Below are 16,477 nucleotides of genomic sequence, written 5' to 3'. Positions count from 1 at the left end.
ACCGCGGTCGGCAGGGCTGCCGCCTCGCGCAGCGCGGCCGTCCGGTAGCGGGCGGCGCCCGCCCGCCACGAGGCGACGAGGACGGCCGAACGGACCTCGCCCGGGTGCTCGGCGCCCGGGACGGCCGCGAGCAGCGTGCCGAACCGCGCGAGGTCGCCGGCCCGCGCCACGGTGCGCGCGGCACCGCACACGGCGTCGACCGTCGCCGCGGGCTGGGTGCCCACCAGGCCGGCGAGCCGCGGCAGCACCTCCACCACCGCGGCACGTTCCGGGTCGCCCGCCCCCCAACGGCCCCGCGYGGCGAGGTCCGTCACGCGTGCGACCAGCGCCCGGCCGAGGACCGGGTCGAGCTCGCCGCCCGCGGCCCACGCCCCGCCGAGCTCCACGACCGCCGACCGCACGACGTCCCGGTCGGCGCCGCGCGCGAGCGCGCCCTGCAGCATCGCGTCGACGGCCGCTCGATCCGCGAGCAGCCAGCGCCCGAAGCCGGAGCCGCGCTCGACGCCGACGCTCACGCCCCGCTCCACCGCAGCCACGTGAGATACGCGGAGTACCGCTGGTGCGCGTACTTGAGGGCGAGCGCGTCTTCGAACAGGCTGCCGTGCAGCTTGGTGGCGTCCTGCCAGCCCGCGAGCACGCCCTCGATCCGCGCCAGGCGGCGGCGGACCTCGGCCTCCCCCAGCCCGTCGAGACCCGCGGCGAGCTCGGCGAGGATGACGCCGACCGGGTCGTCGGCGTCGAGCCCCTCGGCGTCGTACTGCCGGCACGCGGTGTCGAACAGGTCGCGGATCCACGACACCCGGTCGGTGCGCAGGGACTCGCGCTCGGGGTCGTCGAACGCGGTCGACTGCAGGTCGGGCTGCAGCTTGTCGTGCAGCACGAACGGCAGCACCGCGCGCAGGTCGTCGAGAGTGACCTCCGCGTTGCCGCGGAAGTAGGCCATGGCCTTGGCGTAGGCGACCAGCGACTGCAGGGCGCGGACGGACAGCCCGTTGAGCGTCTGGGAGCCGATGTCGGCGCGCTGGTCGCGGCCGGTGTCCAGGGCGGCCAGCAGGTGCGGGTCCTGGCCCGCGAGCCGCGCGGTGTCCTTGGTGCGGTACTCCAGCTGCCGGGCCGCGCGCTCGAGCAGCTCGAGCTGCGACGCGAAGTACTCGAGCCGGCGGCGCACGTCGACCGGGATGGGCACCGCGGTGACCTCGCGGTGCAGGCGCTCGTGCTCGTCCGCGTCGAACACGATGGCCGGCGGCACGTTCTCCTCGGGGCGCAGGCCGCGCTCGGCCCGCTCGACCAGGTCGCCCACGAACCGCGAGTTGAACGACAGAGCCTTCACGACGACGTCGATGCGGTCACGCAGGGCGTCGACCACCTGGAACGTGCCGCCGCCCGCGTCGTCGTTCGCGGTGAGGTACCAGGCCGCCGCGCCGGTCTCGTAGACCTGGTCGAACACCTCGACGTACCCGTCGGCGAGGACCGTGAGCAGAGCCGACTGCGTGCGGGTGGGGATGCGGTTGTACTCGTCGACGATCTTGACCCGCAGGCCGAGCCAGGACCGCCAGGCCACCTCGATGTCCGCCAGGCTCTCCGCGGCGACGAGGTCGCGCGGCAGCGGCGTGCCGAACATGTCCTGCACCGTGAGCTGCGGGTGGCCGTGCTGCATCGCGCGCCGCACCTCGCGCACCGGGTAGCCGGCGAGCACGCCCATGAGGATCGCGCTGGCCGTCTTCCCCCGCCCGGGACCGCCGACGAGCAGGCAGCGGCCGCGGACCGCGAACGTGAGCAGCGGCAGCAGGACGAACGACGAGTACGACTGGTCCGTCGGCAGGTCGACCTCGGCCTTCGAGTCACCGAGCCGGAAGTGCGTGCGCGCCCGGCTCGGGTCCTGGAACTCGACGTCGTAGTGCGGGCTAATGATCGCGTGATTGACCATCCAGAAGTAGGCCTGCCGCAGTTTCTCGTCCAGCGGCGCCGGACCCGCGGCGGCGACGGACCCGTCCGCGTCCGCGAAGAGCTGGTCGACGTCCAGGTCGAGCCGGTCCGCCGGCGCGGTGCGCGCGCCGGCGCGCGTGGGTGCCGCGGACACCTGGCTCAGGGACGGGTCGTGGCGTGTCTCGGTCACGGACGGGAGTCTCGCAGAACGCTCACGCCAGCAGGGTCACGACGTCGCCGTTGCGCTGCTCGAGCGGCTCCGCGAGTGTGCGCGGCGTCGCGAGCAGCGGCTCGACCAGAGCGACCGCCCGGGCCAGGCGCTCCGCGGGGGCGCCCCGCACCTCCACCCACGGCGCGGGCTGCGCGGCCAGCACCGCGCGGAACCGGTCCTGCATCGCGTGCCGCAGGTGCTCGCCGTCGCGCATCCCGTCCTGCACGAACGGGATCTCGTCGCCGGTGAGCAGGTAGAGGTCGGGAATCCGCTCGGCCGCGAGCGCCGTCACCGTCGGCGACGCGTGGCCGACGTATCGCTCGTGCCAGACGGTGGTCGCCAGCACGTCGGTGTCGCAGACGAGCAGCGGGACCGGCGTCGCCGCGGCGGCGTCGTCCTCGCGGCGCGCCTGCTCGCGCGCCACCAGGTCGAACTCGGCCGTGTGCCAGGGTGCCGCGAGGCCGCCCGGCCGGACCTGCGACCACTCGCGGCCGAACTCGGCGACCGTCGGCAGCCCGAAGTGCGCGGTCAGGTCGTCGGCCAGCGTGGTCGTGCCGGTCGACTCGGCACCGAGCACGACGACGCGGCGCACGAACCAGGACCGGACCGCGGCCGGCAGCGCCCACCAGTACCGCGCGGGGTCGGCGCGCACCGCGCTCCCCGAGACCGGGGTCGCGCGGCGGTCCGGGTCGACCTGCACCCACGCCGCACCCAGCCGCCGCGCCAGCTCGGCGCCGTAGCGGTCGGAGGTGAACACCGCGTCGACGGGCGCGTCGAGCAGGTCGCTGATGACCCGCACGTGCGCGTCCCATGCGTCCGGGCTGCCGTAGTCGACGGGCGCGTCATCCAGACCGGCGACGACGTGCGCACCGGGCAGCTCGGCCCGCAGCCAGGCGGCGCGCAGCTCGGGCGCGAGGCTCTCCTGGGACGACCCGAGCACCTGCACGGTCACGCGGTCGCACCGCGCCATGGCGGCCCGCGCGAGCGCGAGGTGGCCGGCGTGCGGCGGGTAGAACTTGCCGATGACCAGGCCGTGGCTCATGCCGCCGCCGCGACGTGCACGAGCGCCGCCTGCGCGGTCAGCGCGCGCCGCCATCGGACCACGCCCTGCACGCACAGGCCGATGAAGAGCGCGTAGAGCACGGCGGTCAGGTACAGCCCCTGGCTCGCATACAGCCCGACCAGCAGGACGTCGGTGACGATCCACACCGCCCAGCTGCCGAGCCACTTGCGGCCCATCATCAGCTGCGCGACCAGGCTCAGCGCCGTGGTGAGCGAGTCCCAGAACGGCGCGGCGGACGCGTCGGCCAGCAGCACCGTGAGCCCGGCGGTCACCACGACCACCGCCCCGGCCCCGACCACCCAGGCGACCGGAGGCGTGCGCCGCACCTCGAGGACCCCGTGGTCCCGACCCCCGCGCAGCCACCAGTACCAGCCGAGCCCGTTGAGGACCAGGTAGACCACCTGCAGGCCGGCGTTGGCGTACAGGCCGGCCGAGGTGAAGAGCACCAGGAACAGCCCGGTGTTGACGATCCCGACGGGGAAGTTCCAGACGTTCTCCCGGGCGGCGAGCCAGACGCACGCGGCGCCGGTCACGAACCCGAGGATCTCGACCCAGCCCACGCTGTCAGGTGGCCGACGCGACGACGGGCGGGAGCGCCGACCACGGGAACACGATCCACTTGTCCGTGCGCCGCCAGACGTAGTCGGGCTCGACGATGGACCGTGGCTTGGAGTAGAGGACCGCCGTGCGGGCCTCCTCGCAGTGCTGCGCCATGATCTTCTGCACGAGCGCGAGCGTCTCGCCCGTGTCGGCGACGTCGTCGACGACGAGCGCGCGCAGCCCGTGCATCGCGTCGGTGTCCAGCAGCGGCGGCAGGACCACGGGGTCGGGCAGGCGCTCGTCGATGCCCGTGTAGAACTCGACGTTCAGCGTGCCCACGGCCTTGGTGCCCAGCGCGTACGCGATCGCGCCGCCCGGCGGCAGTCCACCGCGGGCGACCGCGATGACGATGTCGGGGACGAACCCGTCGTCGACCACCGCCTGCGCGAGCTCCCGGGCCGCCGTGCCGAAGAGCTCCCAGTCGAGCACTTCCCGCTCGGGCTGCTGTTGGCCGGGTGCGGTCTCGGTCGTCGCCATGCGGCCAGCGTAGGTTGCTCCGGGCATGATCGGGACGTGACCTCCCCCCTCGTCCTCCTCGACCTCGACGGCACGCTCATCGACTCCATCCCCGGCATCGTGGCGTCCATCGCCGTCGCCTACCGGCGATGCGGGCTGCCTGTCCCGACCGACACGGAGCTCCGGTCGTTCGTCGGGCCGCCGATCGGCGACAGCCTCCGCGCGCACGGCGTCCCCGACGACCGCGTCGACGAGGTCGTCCGGGCGTACCGCGAGGACTTCGGCGCGACCGGCATGCACGACGCGACGGTGTTCGACGGCATCCCCGAGCTGCTCACCGACCTGCGTGCGGCCGGCTGCCGGCTGGTCGTCGCGACCTCCAAGCCGGAGGTGTTCGCCGTGCCGATCTGCGCGGACCACGGGCTCACCCCGCTGGTCGACGGCATCTTCGGCGCACCTCTCGACGAGTCCGGCACGAAGGCGGACGTGATCGCCCGGGCGCTGGCCGCCGAACCCCACGCACCGTCGCCGGCGACCACGCTGATGGTCGGGGACCGCGAGCACGATGTGCACGGTGCCCGTGCGCACGGCATCGACTGCGTGGGTGTCTCCTGGGGGTACGCGGCGCCGGGTGAGCTCGCCGCCGCKGGCGCGGTCGCCGTCGTCGAGACCGTCGTCGAGCTCCGGCGCACGGTCCTGGCCCGCGTCGGCGACGGGATCTCTCGCCGGGCTTGACCTTGACGCTGCGTCAACTCTTACCGTGGACGGCATGGAGGCATCGATCCAGGAGGTCGCCCGGCTGACGGGCACCACCAGCCGCGCCCTGCGGCACTACGACGCGATCGGGCTGCTGTCGCCCACCCGCGTGGGCGAGAACGGGTACCGGTGGTACGACGACCGGGCGCTGGTCCGGCTGCAGCGGGTCCTGCTGCTGCGCCGGCTCGGGCTCGCCCTGCCGGACATCCGGCGGGTGCTCGACCGCGAGCAGGACGAGACCGCCGCCCTGCGCCACCACCTCGACTGGCTGCGCAGCGAGCAGCGCCGGCTGGAGCGGCAGGCCGCGTCGGTCGAACGGACCATCACCGCACGAGAGAACGGAGGGCCACTCATGGCCGAGGACATGTTCGACGGCTTCGACCACACGCAGCACAAGGAAGAGGTCGAGCGGCGCTGGGGCGCCGACGCCTACGCCACGTCCGACGGATGGTGGCGGGGCATGACCGACGACGAGCGCGCCGCGTGGAAGGCCACGACCGCGCAGCTGGCCACCGAGTGGGGCGCCGCCGCGTCCGCGGGAGCCGACCCGACGTCCGACGAGGCGCAGGAGCTTGCCCGGCGGCACGTCGCCTGGCTCGGCAGCATCCCCGGCACGCCCGGGCACGGGTCGACGCCTGTCAAGGAGTACGTGGTCGGCCTCGCCGAGATGTACGTGGCCGACCCGCGGTTCGCGGCCAACTACGGGGGCGAGGAGGGGGCGACGTTCGTCCGGAACGCGCTGCACGAGTACGCGGCGCGGCACCTCTAGGGGGCCGGGCGCTACGTGGTGCTGCGGATCGACCGTTGCCAGTCGGCGTGGAGCTCCGCGAACCGCCCGCCCGCCGCGACCAGCCCGTCCGGGGTGCCGTCCTCGACGATCCGGCCGCCCTCGATGACGAGCACCCGGTCCGAGCCCATGACCGTGGACAGCCGGTGCGCGATGACGACGCTCGTGCGGTCGGCCAGCAGGGTCTGCAGGCCCAGCTGCACCAGGGCCTCACCGGGCACGTCGAGCGAGCTGGTCGCCTCGTCGAGGATCAGCAGCGCCGGGTCCGCCAGGAACGCCCGCGCGAACGACACGAGCTGGCGCTGTCCGGCCGAGAGGCGCACGCCGCGCTTGTCCACCTCGGTGTCGTAGCCGTCCGGCATCGACGCGATGAGGTCGTGCACGCCGACCGCGCGCGCGGCCGCCTCGATCTGTTCCGGTGTCGCACCCGGCTTGCCGAGCGCGATGTTGGCGCCGACGGACCCCGAGAAGAGGTACGCCTCCTGGGTCACCATGACGACCGCCCGCCGCAGGTCCACGGGCTCGATGGACCGCAGGTCGAGGCCGTCGAGGCGGACCGCGCCCTCGCGGACGTCGTAGAACCGGGCGAGCAGCTTGGCGATGGTCGACTTGCCGGCACCGGTCTCCCCGACGAGCGCGAGCGACTGGCCGGCGGGGATGTGCAGGTCGACGTGCGGCAGGACGGTCGGGCCGGTGCCGTAGCCGAACTCCACGTCGTCGAACCGCACGTCGCCCCGGGCGTCCGCCAGCCTGGTCGGGTGCGTCGGGTCGGGGACGGTCGGCTCCTCGGCCAGCAGGGAGGCGACCTTCTCGAGGGCCGCCGTCGCCGACTGGAACGAGTTGTAGAACATGCCGATCTGCTGGAGCGGGCTGAAGAACCGGCGCGCGTACAGCACCGCCGCGACCAGCACGCCGACCTCGATCCCGCCGTCCAGTGCGCGCAGACCGCCGACCAGCAGCACCGCGGCCACCGTGACGTTCCCGATGAGCGTCAGTCCGGTGTCGAAGACGCCGTTGAGCCGGATCGACTCCGCGGTGGAGCCCCGGTAGTCCTCCGCCAGCCCGCCGTACACGCCCTCGACCTGCGGCTCGCGGCGGAACGCCTGCACCGCGCGGATGCCCGTCATGGTCTCGACGAACCGCACGATGAGCCGCGCCGCCGCCGTGCGCTGCTTGCGGTACTGCAGCTGCGAGCGGACCTGGAACCAGCGGGTGAGCACCACGCCCGGGACCACCGCGATGAGCAGCACCAGGCCGCTGCGCCAGTCGAGCAGCACCAGCGACACCGCGGTGAACACCATCGCGAGCACGCTCGAGGCCAGCGTGGTGACGCCGCCGTCGAGCAGCTCGCGCAGCGCGTCGACGTCGGAGGTCTGCCTCGAGATGATCCGGCCCGACGTGTACTTCTCGTGGAACTCCAGGCTGAGCAGCTGCGTGTGCCGGAAGACCCGGCGACGCAGGTCGAGCAGCATCGTCTGGCTCACGCGCGCCGACGCGCGCACGGTCGCCGCGGTGAGCACCCCGCCGAGCAGCGCGGCCGTGAGGTAGGCGAGGGTCGCCAGCGTGATCGGCACGGCGTCGCCGGCCGTGAGGGCCGGCAGGGCCTTGTCGATGCCGTACGCGACGAGCGCCGGACCGGCGACCGCGGCGAGCTGCGAGCCCACTACCAGGGCGGCGGTCCACCATGCTGGGCCGGCGACGGGCCGCAGGAGGAGGCCGAGCAGCGCGAGCGAGCGGCGCCGGATCCGTCGCGACTCGGCCTTGGTGGTCTCGTCCTCGAACCCCTCGGTGGTGAGGACGCTGGCGGGCGCGCTCATCGGTGCACCGCCGTCAGGTGGTCGGCGTCGTCCAGCGCCGAGAGTGCCGTGAGCACGTACCGGTAGTGCGGGTGGCTGGTCAGCAGGTCCGAGTGGCGGCCGACGCCCGTGATCCGCCCGTCCTCGAGCACTGCGACCCGGTCGGCCAGGGCGACCGTGGAGGGTCGGTGGGCGACGACGAGGGTCGTGGTGCCGGTGAGCATCCCGCGCAGCCGCGCCGTGACCGCGGCCTCCGTCGTGACATCGAGCGCGGAGAGCGGGTCGTCGAGCAGCAGCACCCGGGGTCGGACCGCGATGGCGCGGGCGAGCGCGACGCGTTGCCGCTGACCGCCCGAGAGGCTGAGCCCCTCCTCGCCGATCACGGTGTCGAGCCCGTCCGGCAGCCCGTAGGCGAAGCCCGCGCGTGCGACGTCGAGCGCCTCGGCGACCAAGTCGTCGGCCTCGGGCCCGGTGAGGTCCGTGCCGAGCAGCACGTTCTCCCGCACCGACGCGGAGAACAGGATCGGGTCCTCGAACGCGATCGACACGGCCGCGCGCAGGTCTGCCCGCGTGAGGTCCCGGACGTCGACGCCGTCGATCCGCACGCTACCGGCGGTCACGTCGTAGAGCCGCGGGACCAGCTGCAGCAGGGTCGTCTTGCCGCTGCCGGTCAGCCCGACGAGCGCCATGGTCTCCCCCGGCTCGAGCACCAGGTCGATGCCCGCCAGGATGTCCGAGCCGCCGCGCACGTGCCCCTCGGCGTCGAGGCCTCTGGGATGCCCGAAGTGCAGGTCCCGCAGCTCGATGCGCGAGCCGGCCGGGTCGGCGGGCGGCAGCTGCGCCGGCGTCGCGGGGTCGCGCACGGCCGAGCCCGTGTCCATGACCTGCAGGTACCGGTCGGTCGCCGCCTTGGCATCGAGCGTCATCGCGAGCAGCATGCCGAGCCGCTCCACAGGGCTGTTCACCACGGCCGCCGTGGCGAAGAACGCGACCAGCGCGCCGACGCTCAGCTCCCCGCGGGAGGTGAGCACGACGCCGAGGCCGAGCGAGACGGCGAGGATCGCCTCCGGGATCGCGCTCAGCGCGAACGACACCCGGGACTGCGTGCTCGCCTTCTGCACCTCGACCGCGCGCAGAGCGGCGGCCTGCCGCGCGAAGTCCTCGAGGGCGTCCTCGCCGCGCCCGAACGCCTTGAGCACGCGGATGCCATGCACCGACTCCTCGACGGTCGTGGCGAGGTCGCCCGCCTGGTCCCGGGCCTGGCGCGCGACCACCTTGTAGTTCTCGCGGAAGCGGAACCCGAGCCAGATCATGGGCACCGCGCCCACCAGGTAGACCAGCCCGAGCACCCAGCTGGTCCACATCATCAGCCCGATGCCGACGACGACCGTGGTCGAGCTGACCAGCAACATCACGAGGCCGAACACCGTCCACCGCCGGATGGTGCTGAGGTCCGACATCACGCGGGACAGCAGCTGCCCGCCCGACCAGCGGTCGTGGAACTCCACCGGCAGGTCCAGCAGGTGGCGGAACAGGTCCGTGCGCATGTCGCGCTCGACCGTGGTGCCCGGCGTGAGGATCAGGGCGCGGCGGCACCAGACGAGGAACGCCTCGAGCACCCCGAGCGACAGCACGACGAGCGCTCCGAGCACGACCCCGCGCTCCGAGCCCTCGCTGAGCAGCGGGCCGTTGACGATGACGCGCAGGACCTGCGGCACCGCGAGGGCGAGCAGGCTCGCGCCGAGGGCGGTCAGGCCGCCGAGCGCGATCCGCGGGAGCGCCGGCCGGGCCCAGTGGCGCAGGCGCAGGAGGACCCGGGTGGTGGACTCGGGTTTCGCGCCGGCAGTCGGCGGGGTGGCGGCGGGGGGAACGGCGGGTGGCGCAGAAGGCACACCTGCACCCTACGTACGACGTCCGACAGTTGCCCGACCGATCCGACCCCCGGGACGGTCAGGCGCCGGTGCGCGCGATCTTGTTGTTGCTCGCCTGCGCGCGCGGGCGGACCACCAGCAGGTCGATGTTCACGTGTGCCGGGCGGCTCAGCGACCACGCGATGGCGTCGGCGATGTCGTCCGCCACCAGCGGCTCGTAGCCCGCGTAGACGGCGGCCGCCCGCTCGCTGTCCCCGTCGAACCGCACCATCGAGAACTCCTCGGTGGCCACGGCGCCGGGGGCGATCTCGATGATCCGGATCGGCTCGCCGAGGATCTCCCAGCGCAGCGTCGTCGCGAGCATGCGCTCGGCGTGCTTGGCGCCCACGTAACCGGCGCCGCCCTCGTACGTGCCGTGCGCCGCGGTCGACGTCACGACGACGATGTCGCCGCCGCCCTCGCGCAGGTGCGGGAGCAGCGCCTGCGTGACCCGCAGCGTCCCGATCACGTTGAGCTCGTACATCTGGCGCCAGTGCTCGAGGTCCGACGACTCGACGGGGTCGAGCCCGAAGGCGCCGCCCGCGTTGTTGACCAGCGCGTCGAGCGGTCCGCCCTCAGCGACGTACGACGCGAGCCGCGCCACGTCGTCGTCGTCGGTCACGTCGGCGACGAACACGTCCGCGCCCGTCTCCTGCGCCAGCGCCTCCAGTCGGTCCGCGCGCCGGGCGGTCGCGACGACCTCGTACCCCTCCGCGCGCAGGCGACGGACGGTCGCCGCGCCGATCCCGGAGGAGGCGCCCGTGACCAGGGCGCGTCGGGGCGTGCTTGTGCTCATGCGGAACTCCAGGGGTGGTGGGGACTACGCAGAAGGCTAGGCGACCTCGGCCAGGACCTCGGTCAGCAGGCCGAGACCCGTGGCGGCCTCGTCGGCCGTGACCACGCACGGCGGGACGACGTGCACGCGGTTGTCGGCGAGGAACGGGAGCAGCCCGCGGGCGAGCGCGCCGGCCTTGACCCGGCCCATGAGCGCGGCGTCGACCGGCTCGCGGGTGGCCTGATCCTTGACCAGCTCGACGGCCCAGAAGACGCCGAGCCCCCGCACCTCCCCCACCAGCGGGTTCTTCTCGGCGAGCTCCGCCAGGCCGGGGCCGAGCACGTCGCGACCGATGGCGGCGGCATGGTCGATGATGCCCTCGTCGGCCATCGCGTCCAGGGTCGCGACGATCGAGCTCATGGCCAGCGGGTGGCCCGAGTACGTGAGGCCGCCGGGGAACACGCGGTCCTCGAACGTCGCCTCGATCGCGTCGCTGAGGATCACGCCGCCCGCCGGGACGTACCCGGAGTTGACGCCCTTCGCGAAGGTGATGAGGTCCGGGACGACGTCGAACCCGTCGAACGCGAACCACTGCCCCGTCCGGCCGAAGCCGGCCATGACCTCGTCGAGGATCAGCAGGATGTCGTACCGGTCGGCGATCGCGCGGACGCCCGCGAGGTAGCCCGGCGGCGGCACGAGCACGCCGGCCGTGCCGGGGATCGTCTCCAGCAGGATCGCCGCGACCGACCCCGGCCCCTCGGCCTGGATCACGCGCTCGAGGTGGTGCAGCGCGCGCTCGCTCTCCTGCTCGGGTGTGGTCGCCCAGAACTCCGAGCGGTAGAGGTACGGCCCGAAGTGGTGCACGTGCGCGCGGGCGAACTCGTTGGGCACGCGCCGCCAGTCCCCCGTCGCGACCACGGCCGCGCCCGTGTTGCCGTGGTACGAGCGGTACGCCGAGACCACCTTGTCGCGGCCCGTGTGCAGGCGCGCCAGCCGGATGGCGTTCTCGTTGGCGTCGGCCCCGCCGTTGGTGAAGAACACGCTGGAGAACCCGTCGGGCGCGTGGCTCAGCACCTTCTGGGCGGCCCGGCCGCGCGTGAGGTTCGCCGTCGCCGGCGCGACCGTCGTCAGGGTCGCCGCCTGCTCCTGGATCGCGGCGACGACCTTCGGGTGCTGGTGGCCGATGTTGGTGTTCACCAGCTGGCTGGAGAAGTCGAGGTACCGACGGCCGGCGTGGTCCCAGACGGTCGAGCCCAGCCCACCCGCGATGACCATCGGGTTGAGGTGGGCCTGCGCCGACCACGAGTGGAAGACGTGGTCCCGGTCGAGCCGCAGCGCGGTGGCGTCGTCGTCGGTGGTCATGGTGCCTCTCCTTGGTGGTGCGGGCTCACGCGCGGGCGCCGTGGCCGACGCCCGCGCGCGAGGGGTTACTTGCCGCCGGCCTCGAGTGTGACGTCGATCGGCTCGAACTCCTCGCCGGACACGTCGATGCCCTCGTCCTTCAGCGCGGCCAGTGCCTTCTCCACGTACTCGTTCGTGTACGCGTCGGCGTCGGGCTCGGCCGTGATGACAGTCGCCCCCTGGTCGTTCTTCGTCTTGAGCGCGACGTCGACCGTCTGCTTCCAGGCGTCCTCGTCGATCATGCCGATGCCGTCCGGCGACGGCCAGATCAGCTTGTTGATCTCGTTGGCCTGCCACAGCTGGTGGCTGGCGCCCAGCTGCGAGCCCTGGGCCACGACGATGTCCCGGGCCATCTCCGGGTAGTCCCGCGCGTAGATCCAGCCCTTCAGGCTCGCCTTGATGAACTTCACGGTCTGGTCCTGGTAGTCCTTGTCGTTCGCGAGCTTCTCGGAGTTCGCCCAGATGGCGTCCTGGAGCATCGCCGTGCCCTCGTCGTTCCAGTTGACCGCGGTGAAGTCGTCGGCCGTGTACAGCTCGCCCGTGTCGGGGTTCTCGGCCTCGAGCAGCTGCGCGTACTCGTTGTAGGTCATGGCCTGCGCGGCATCGATGTCGCCCGCCAGGAGCGCGTTCATGTCGAACTGCTGCTGGACCAGCGTGACGTCCGTGGCCGGGTCGAGGCCCGCCTTCGTGATGCCGGCGAACAGCTCGAACTCGTTGCCGTAGCCCCAGTTGCCCACCTTCTTGCCCTCGAGGTCGGCGGCGGTGGTGATGTCCTTGTCCTTGAACGCGACCTGCAGGGTGCCGGACTTCTGGAAGATCTGGGCGACGTCGGTGATGCCGGCGCCCTGCTCGCGCGACGCCAGCGCCTTGGGCACCCACGCGATCGCGTAGTCGACCGAGCCGTCGGCGAGCACCGACTGCGGCACGATGTCCGTGCCGCCCTCGACGATCTGGACGTCGAGCCCCTCGTCGACGTAGTAGCCCTTCTCGACCGCCGCGTAGTAGCCGGCGAACTGGGCCTGGGTGAACCACTGCAGCTGGAGCTTGACCGGGATGAGCACCTCGGAGCTCACCGAGGGTTCCTCCCCGGCATCCCCGCCGTCGTCGGAGCTGCATCCRGTCAGGACGAGCGCGGCGGCGACGCCGACCACGCCCCACGCAGTACGCCTGGTGAGTCTCATCGTCAGTCCTCTCGTTGGGCTGTGCTGTGCGGATCGGCCGGCCTGGCGGCGGTGGCAGGCGGACGTGTCTAGCCCCCTTGACGCCTCGCGACCGCGCGCTCGAGCGCGAGCGTCGCGAGGTAGAACACGAGCCCCAGCAGGATGGCGCCGAGGACGAAGGCCCAGGCCCGTGCGTAGGCGCTGTTCGACGCCGCCGACGTGATCCGGGAGCCCAGGCCGTTCTGCAGGCCGCCGAAGTACTCGGCGACGATCGCGGCGATCACGGCCGTCGAGGACGCGATGCGCAGACCGGTGAACAGGTACGGCAGCGCACCGGGGATCGTCACCGTGCGCGTGATCTGCCGGGGGGTGGCCGCGTACGCCCGGAGCAGGTCGCGGTGCACCGGCTGGACCTGCCGCAGCCCGCGCAGCGTGTTGACGAACACCGGCGCGAAGACGACGACCGAGACCACGATCCGGCGCGGTGTCGTCGAGGTCGTCCCGAACATCGTGTTCAGCGCGGGCGCGAGCGCGACGATCGGCATCACGGACAGGGCGGCCGCGGTCGGGGACAGCAGGGTGTCCGCCATCCGGCTGCGTGCCGCAACGATCGCCGCGCCGATGGCCGCGAGCCCGCCGACGACCAGCCCGACCAGCACGTTGAGACCGGTAGCCACGGCGGCCTGCCAGACGAGCGGGACGACCAGGAGCAGCTGCTCCAGGATCGCGGTCGGGCTGGGCAGCAGGTAGGGCTTGATCCCCGTCCCGACCACGATCGCCTGCCACACGAGGAGGGCGACGATGCCGAGCGCGACCGGCGCGACCCAGCGACGGACGGTGGCGCCGGTCATCGCAGGTCCCTGCCGCGCGCGGTGACCGGGGTGCCGTGCAGCGCCTCGCGGACGGCGGTGACCGCCGCGAAGAACGACGCGTCCTCCCGGAGCTGCTCGCCGCGGTCGGCACCAAGGTCCACCGGGACCACGGCGCTGATCCGTCCCGGCCGCGGCGACATGACGACCACCCGCTGCGACAGGAACACCGCCTCGGGGATCGAGTGGGTGACGAACACGACCGCGGCGCCGCTCTCGGCACAGATCCGGACCAGCTCGGTCTGCATGCGCTCGCGCGTCATCTCGTCGAGCGCCCCGAACGGCTCGTCCATCAGCAGCATGCTCGGCCGCTCGGCCAGCGCGCGGGCGATCGCGACGCGCTGCTGCATGCCACCAGACAGCTGGTGAGGGAAGTGCCCGCCGAAGTCCCCGAGACCGACCAGCTCCAGCAGCTCGACCACCCGCGCCGCGCGCTCCGCCTTGCCGACGCCGTGCAGCTCGAGCGGCAGCTCGACGTTCGCCGTGACCGTCCGCCACGGCAGCAGCCCCGCCTGCTGGAAGGCGATGCCGTAGTCCTGCGCCTCGCGCGCCTGCTGCGGGGTCTTGCCGAACACCGTGATCTCGCCGGACGTGGGGACGTCGAGGTCCGCGATCAGCCGCAGCAGCGTCGACTTGCCGCAGCCCGACGGGCCGATGAGGGACACGAACTCCCCGGCCGCGACGGTCAGGTCGATGCCCTCGAGCGCCGTGACGTCGCCGGACCGCGACGAGAAGACCTTGCCGACGCCGGTCGCCGCGACGGCCGTCGCCCCCGGGGTCGTCGTGCTCGCGTCGTTCATCTGACCTCCGCGTAGCGGTAGCGGCCCAGGCCGAGCCCGAGCAGGGACACCAGGCCGGCGGCGACCAGCCCGAGCAGCGCGGCCGCGATGATCGCGGCCCACGGCTTGGCGGGATCGCCGCTGGCGGACTGCGCGTAGCCGATGATCAGCCGCCCGATGCCGCCCTTGGTGCCCGTGGACACCTCGGCGACGATCGCGCCGACCACGGCCGTCGCCGCCCCGAGCCGCAGGGCGGGCAGCAGGTACGGCACGCTCGCCGGCAGCCGCAGCGAGAGCATGGTGCGGCTCCAGCTCGCCGCCAGGGACCGGTAGAGCTCGACCTGCGCGGCGGGCGGCGACTGGAACCCCCGCAGGGCGCCGATGGTCACCGGGAAGAACGCCAGGTAGCTCGCGATGAGCGCCACCGACATCCAGCGCTGCCACTCCAGCCCGCCGAGGTGGATCCGCCCGCCCCAGCCGACCACCAGGGGCGCGAGCGCGATGAGGGGCACGGTCTGGCTCAGCACGGCCCAGGGCACGAGCGCGGACTCGGCCAGCTGCGAGCGCTGCATGAGCGCCGCGAGCAGCAGCCCACCGATCGACCCCAGCAACCAGCCCGCGAGCGCAACGCGCAGCGTGAACCAGCAGGCCGCGAGCATCGCGCTGAGCACCGTCGGCGACCCGGCAGCGGACGTCTCCGGCTGGAGCACCCGCTGCCCGATGGACCACACGTGCGGCATGGCGACGTCGTCCGTGCGCGGCAGCAGGCTCGCGCCGCCCACGTAGCCACCGGCGTCGGGGACGACGACCTTCACCAGCTCCCACAGCGCCGCCAGCAGGAGGACGGCGAGCAGGCCGACGACGACGCGCCGCCCGACGCCCCCGCGACGGGCACGCCCGGGCACGGGCACCGGTGCGGTGCGCTCGGGCGCGAGCGTCGTCGCGAGATCGGTCATGCGGTGGCCACGACCGGGGTCGCCAGCGCGGGGATGACGTGCTCGCCGTAGACGCGCATCGTCTCCTCCTTGTTGTCGTGCTGGAGGTAGCCGGCGAACTGCGTCACGCCCAGGTCGCGCAGCGCCTCGAGCCGCTCGACGTGCTCGCTCGAGTCGCCGAGGATGCAGAACCGCTCGACGATCTCGTCGGGCACGAAGGCGGCGTGCGTGTTCCCGGCGCGGCCGTGCTCGTTGTAGTCGTAGCCCTGCCGCCCCGCGATGTAGTCGGTCAGCGCCTTGGGCACCGACGAGTCGGCCCCGTACCGGGCGACGATGTCGGCCACGTGGTTGCCGACCATCCCGCCGAACCAGCGGCACTGCTCGCGCATGTGTGCTCTGCTTTCGGGCGAATCCTCCCCGATGTACATCGGCGCCGCGACGCAGAACTTCACGGCGTCCGGGTCCCGCCCGGCCTGCTCGGCGGCGTCGCGCACGACCTTGATGGTCCACGCGGCGATGTCGGGGTCGGCCAGCTGCAGGATGAACCCGTCGCCCACCTCGCCGGTCAGCTTGAGCGCGAGCGGCCCGTAGGCGGCGACCCAGATGTCCAGCGCCGACCCGCGCGACCACGGGAAGTGCACCTTCGCGCCGTTCACCTCGACCGACCGGTCGTTGGCCAGTTCCCGGATCACGTGCACGGCCTCGCGCAGGGTCGCCAGGTTGGAGGGTCTGCCGTGCAGTGTCCGGACCGCCGAGTCGCCGCGGCCGATCCCGCAGATCGTCCGGTTGCCGTACATCTCGTTGAGAGTGGCGAACAGCGACGCGATGACCGTCCAGTCCCGGGTGGCGGGGTTGGTCACCATGGGCCCCACCATGACCTTGCGCGTGGCCGCGAGGATAGCCGAGTAGATGACGAACGGCTCCTGCCACAGCAGGTGCGAGTCGAAGGTCCACACGTGGCTGAACCCGTGGGTCTCCGCCAGGCGGGCCAGCTCGACCGTCCGCGACGCGGGCGGGTTCGTCTGCAGGACGACGCCGAAGTCCATCTCAGTC

Annotated in this window: 16 protein-coding genes; 2 read left to right on the top strand and 14 right to left on the bottom strand. The window is 73.0% G+C overall.

Annotation, left to right across the window (positions count from 1 at the left end; genetic code table 11):
• The 5 genes from AC1DYZ_RS17175 to AC1DYZ_RS17155 all read right to left on the bottom strand — a co-directional run.
• A partial coding sequence (locus tag AC1DYZ_RS17175) for a hypothetical protein (RefSeq protein WP_477066348.1) occupies window positions 1–515 on the bottom strand: 515 nt, incomplete at its 3' end.
• Window positions 512–2,116: a MoxR family ATPase gene (locus AC1DYZ_RS17170; RefSeq protein ID WP_477066347.1), complete on the bottom strand. Its 1,605-nt coding sequence runs from the start codon at window positions 2,114–2,116 to the stop codon at window positions 512–514. The genes AC1DYZ_RS17175 and AC1DYZ_RS17170, both read right to left, overlap by 4 nt.
• Window positions 2,117–2,138: 22 nt before the next feature.
• On the bottom strand, window positions 2,139–3,179 hold the full coding sequence (locus AC1DYZ_RS17165; RefSeq protein WP_477066346.1) for an AAA family ATPase: 1,041 nt from the start codon (window positions 3,177–3,179) through the stop codon (window positions 2,139–2,141).
• Window positions 3,176–3,760: a nicotinamide riboside transporter PnuC gene (gene pnuC, locus AC1DYZ_RS17160; RefSeq protein ID WP_477066345.1), complete on the bottom strand. Its 585-nt coding sequence runs from the start codon at window positions 3,758–3,760 to the stop codon at window positions 3,176–3,178. Before pnuC ends, AC1DYZ_RS17165 begins: the two co-directional genes overlap by 4 nt.
• A gap of 4 nt (window positions 3,761–3,764) precedes the next feature.
• Complete coding sequence (locus AC1DYZ_RS17155) at window positions 3,765–4,277, bottom strand: phosphoribosyltransferase (RefSeq protein ID WP_477066344.1); 513 nt, start codon at window positions 4,275–4,277, stop codon at window positions 3,765–3,767.
• A gap of 36 nt (window positions 4,278–4,313) precedes the next feature.
• Here AC1DYZ_RS17155 and AC1DYZ_RS17150 point away from each other — a divergent pair, with 36 nt between their 5' ends.
• Together AC1DYZ_RS17150 and AC1DYZ_RS17145 are read left to right on the top strand one after the other, a co-directional pair.
• Window positions 4,314–4,991 carry an HAD hydrolase-like protein gene (locus tag AC1DYZ_RS17150; protein ID WP_477066343.1) on the top strand — a complete coding sequence of 226 codons (678 nt, stop codon included), beginning with the start codon at window positions 4,314–4,316 and terminating at the stop codon, window positions 4,989–4,991.
• Between the two features lie 34 nt (window positions 4,992–5,025).
• Window positions 5,026–5,781 (top strand): MerR family transcriptional regulator, encoded by a 756-nt coding sequence (locus AC1DYZ_RS17145; RefSeq protein ID WP_477066342.1) that lies wholly within the window; start codon window positions 5,026–5,028, stop codon window positions 5,779–5,781.
• A gap of 11 nt (window positions 5,782–5,792) precedes the next feature.
• Here AC1DYZ_RS17145 and AC1DYZ_RS17140 read toward each other — a convergent pair whose 3' ends face one another.
• The 9 genes from AC1DYZ_RS17140 to AC1DYZ_RS17100 form a co-directional block, all read right to left on the bottom strand.
• Entirely contained in the window at window positions 5,793–7,616 is a 1,824-nt protein-coding gene (locus tag AC1DYZ_RS17140) for an ABC transporter ATP-binding protein (RefSeq protein WP_477066341.1), read from the bottom strand.
• Window positions 7,613–9,487 carry an ABC transporter ATP-binding protein gene (locus AC1DYZ_RS17135; RefSeq protein WP_477066340.1) on the bottom strand — a complete coding sequence of 625 codons (1,875 nt, stop codon included), beginning with the start codon at window positions 9,485–9,487 and terminating at the stop codon, window positions 7,613–7,615. Before AC1DYZ_RS17135 ends, AC1DYZ_RS17140 begins: the two co-directional genes overlap by 4 nt.
• A gap of 58 nt (window positions 9,488–9,545) precedes the next feature.
• Entirely contained in the window at window positions 9,546–10,301 is a 756-nt protein-coding gene (locus AC1DYZ_RS17130) for an SDR family NAD(P)-dependent oxidoreductase (protein WP_477066339.1), read from the bottom strand.
• Window positions 10,302–10,337: 36 nt separating this feature from the next.
• Window positions 10,338–11,642, bottom strand: coding sequence for an aminotransferase class III-fold pyridoxal phosphate-dependent enzyme (locus AC1DYZ_RS17125; protein ID WP_477066338.1), 1,305 nt, complete (start codon window positions 11,640–11,642; stop codon window positions 10,338–10,340).
• Between the two features lie 65 nt (window positions 11,643–11,707).
• Window positions 11,708–12,862, bottom strand: coding sequence for an ABC transporter substrate-binding protein (locus tag AC1DYZ_RS17120; protein ID WP_477066337.1), 1,155 nt, complete (start codon window positions 12,860–12,862; stop codon window positions 11,708–11,710).
• A 68-nt stretch (window positions 12,863–12,930) separates the two neighbouring features.
• Entirely contained in the window at window positions 12,931–13,692 is a 762-nt protein-coding gene (locus tag AC1DYZ_RS17115; RefSeq protein WP_477066336.1) for an ABC transporter permease, read from the bottom strand.
• Entirely contained in the window at window positions 13,689–14,510 is an 822-nt protein-coding gene (locus AC1DYZ_RS17110; protein ID WP_477066335.1) for an ABC transporter ATP-binding protein, read from the bottom strand. Before AC1DYZ_RS17110 ends, AC1DYZ_RS17115 begins: the two co-directional genes overlap by 4 nt.
• A complete protein-coding gene (locus tag AC1DYZ_RS17105) occupies window positions 14,507–15,445 on the bottom strand; it encodes an ABC transporter permease (RefSeq protein WP_477066334.1) in 939 nt (312 codons plus the stop codon). The genes AC1DYZ_RS17110 and AC1DYZ_RS17105 overlap by 4 nt, the downstream gene beginning before the upstream one ends.
• Window positions 15,442–16,470, bottom strand: a complete 1,029-nt coding sequence (locus AC1DYZ_RS17100; RefSeq protein WP_477066333.1) for a TIGR03842 family LLM class F420-dependent oxidoreductase — start codon at window positions 16,468–16,470, stop codon at window positions 15,442–15,444. The genes AC1DYZ_RS17105 and AC1DYZ_RS17100 overlap by 4 nt, the downstream gene beginning before the upstream one ends.
• Window positions 16,471–16,477: the final 7 nt, after the last annotated feature.

The sequence above is a fragment of the Cellulomonas sp. P1_C4 genome (assembly GCF_056406355.1).
The sequence above is the reverse complement of the archived record's forward strand: the minus strand, read 5'-3'. Positions and strand labels throughout refer to the sequence as shown.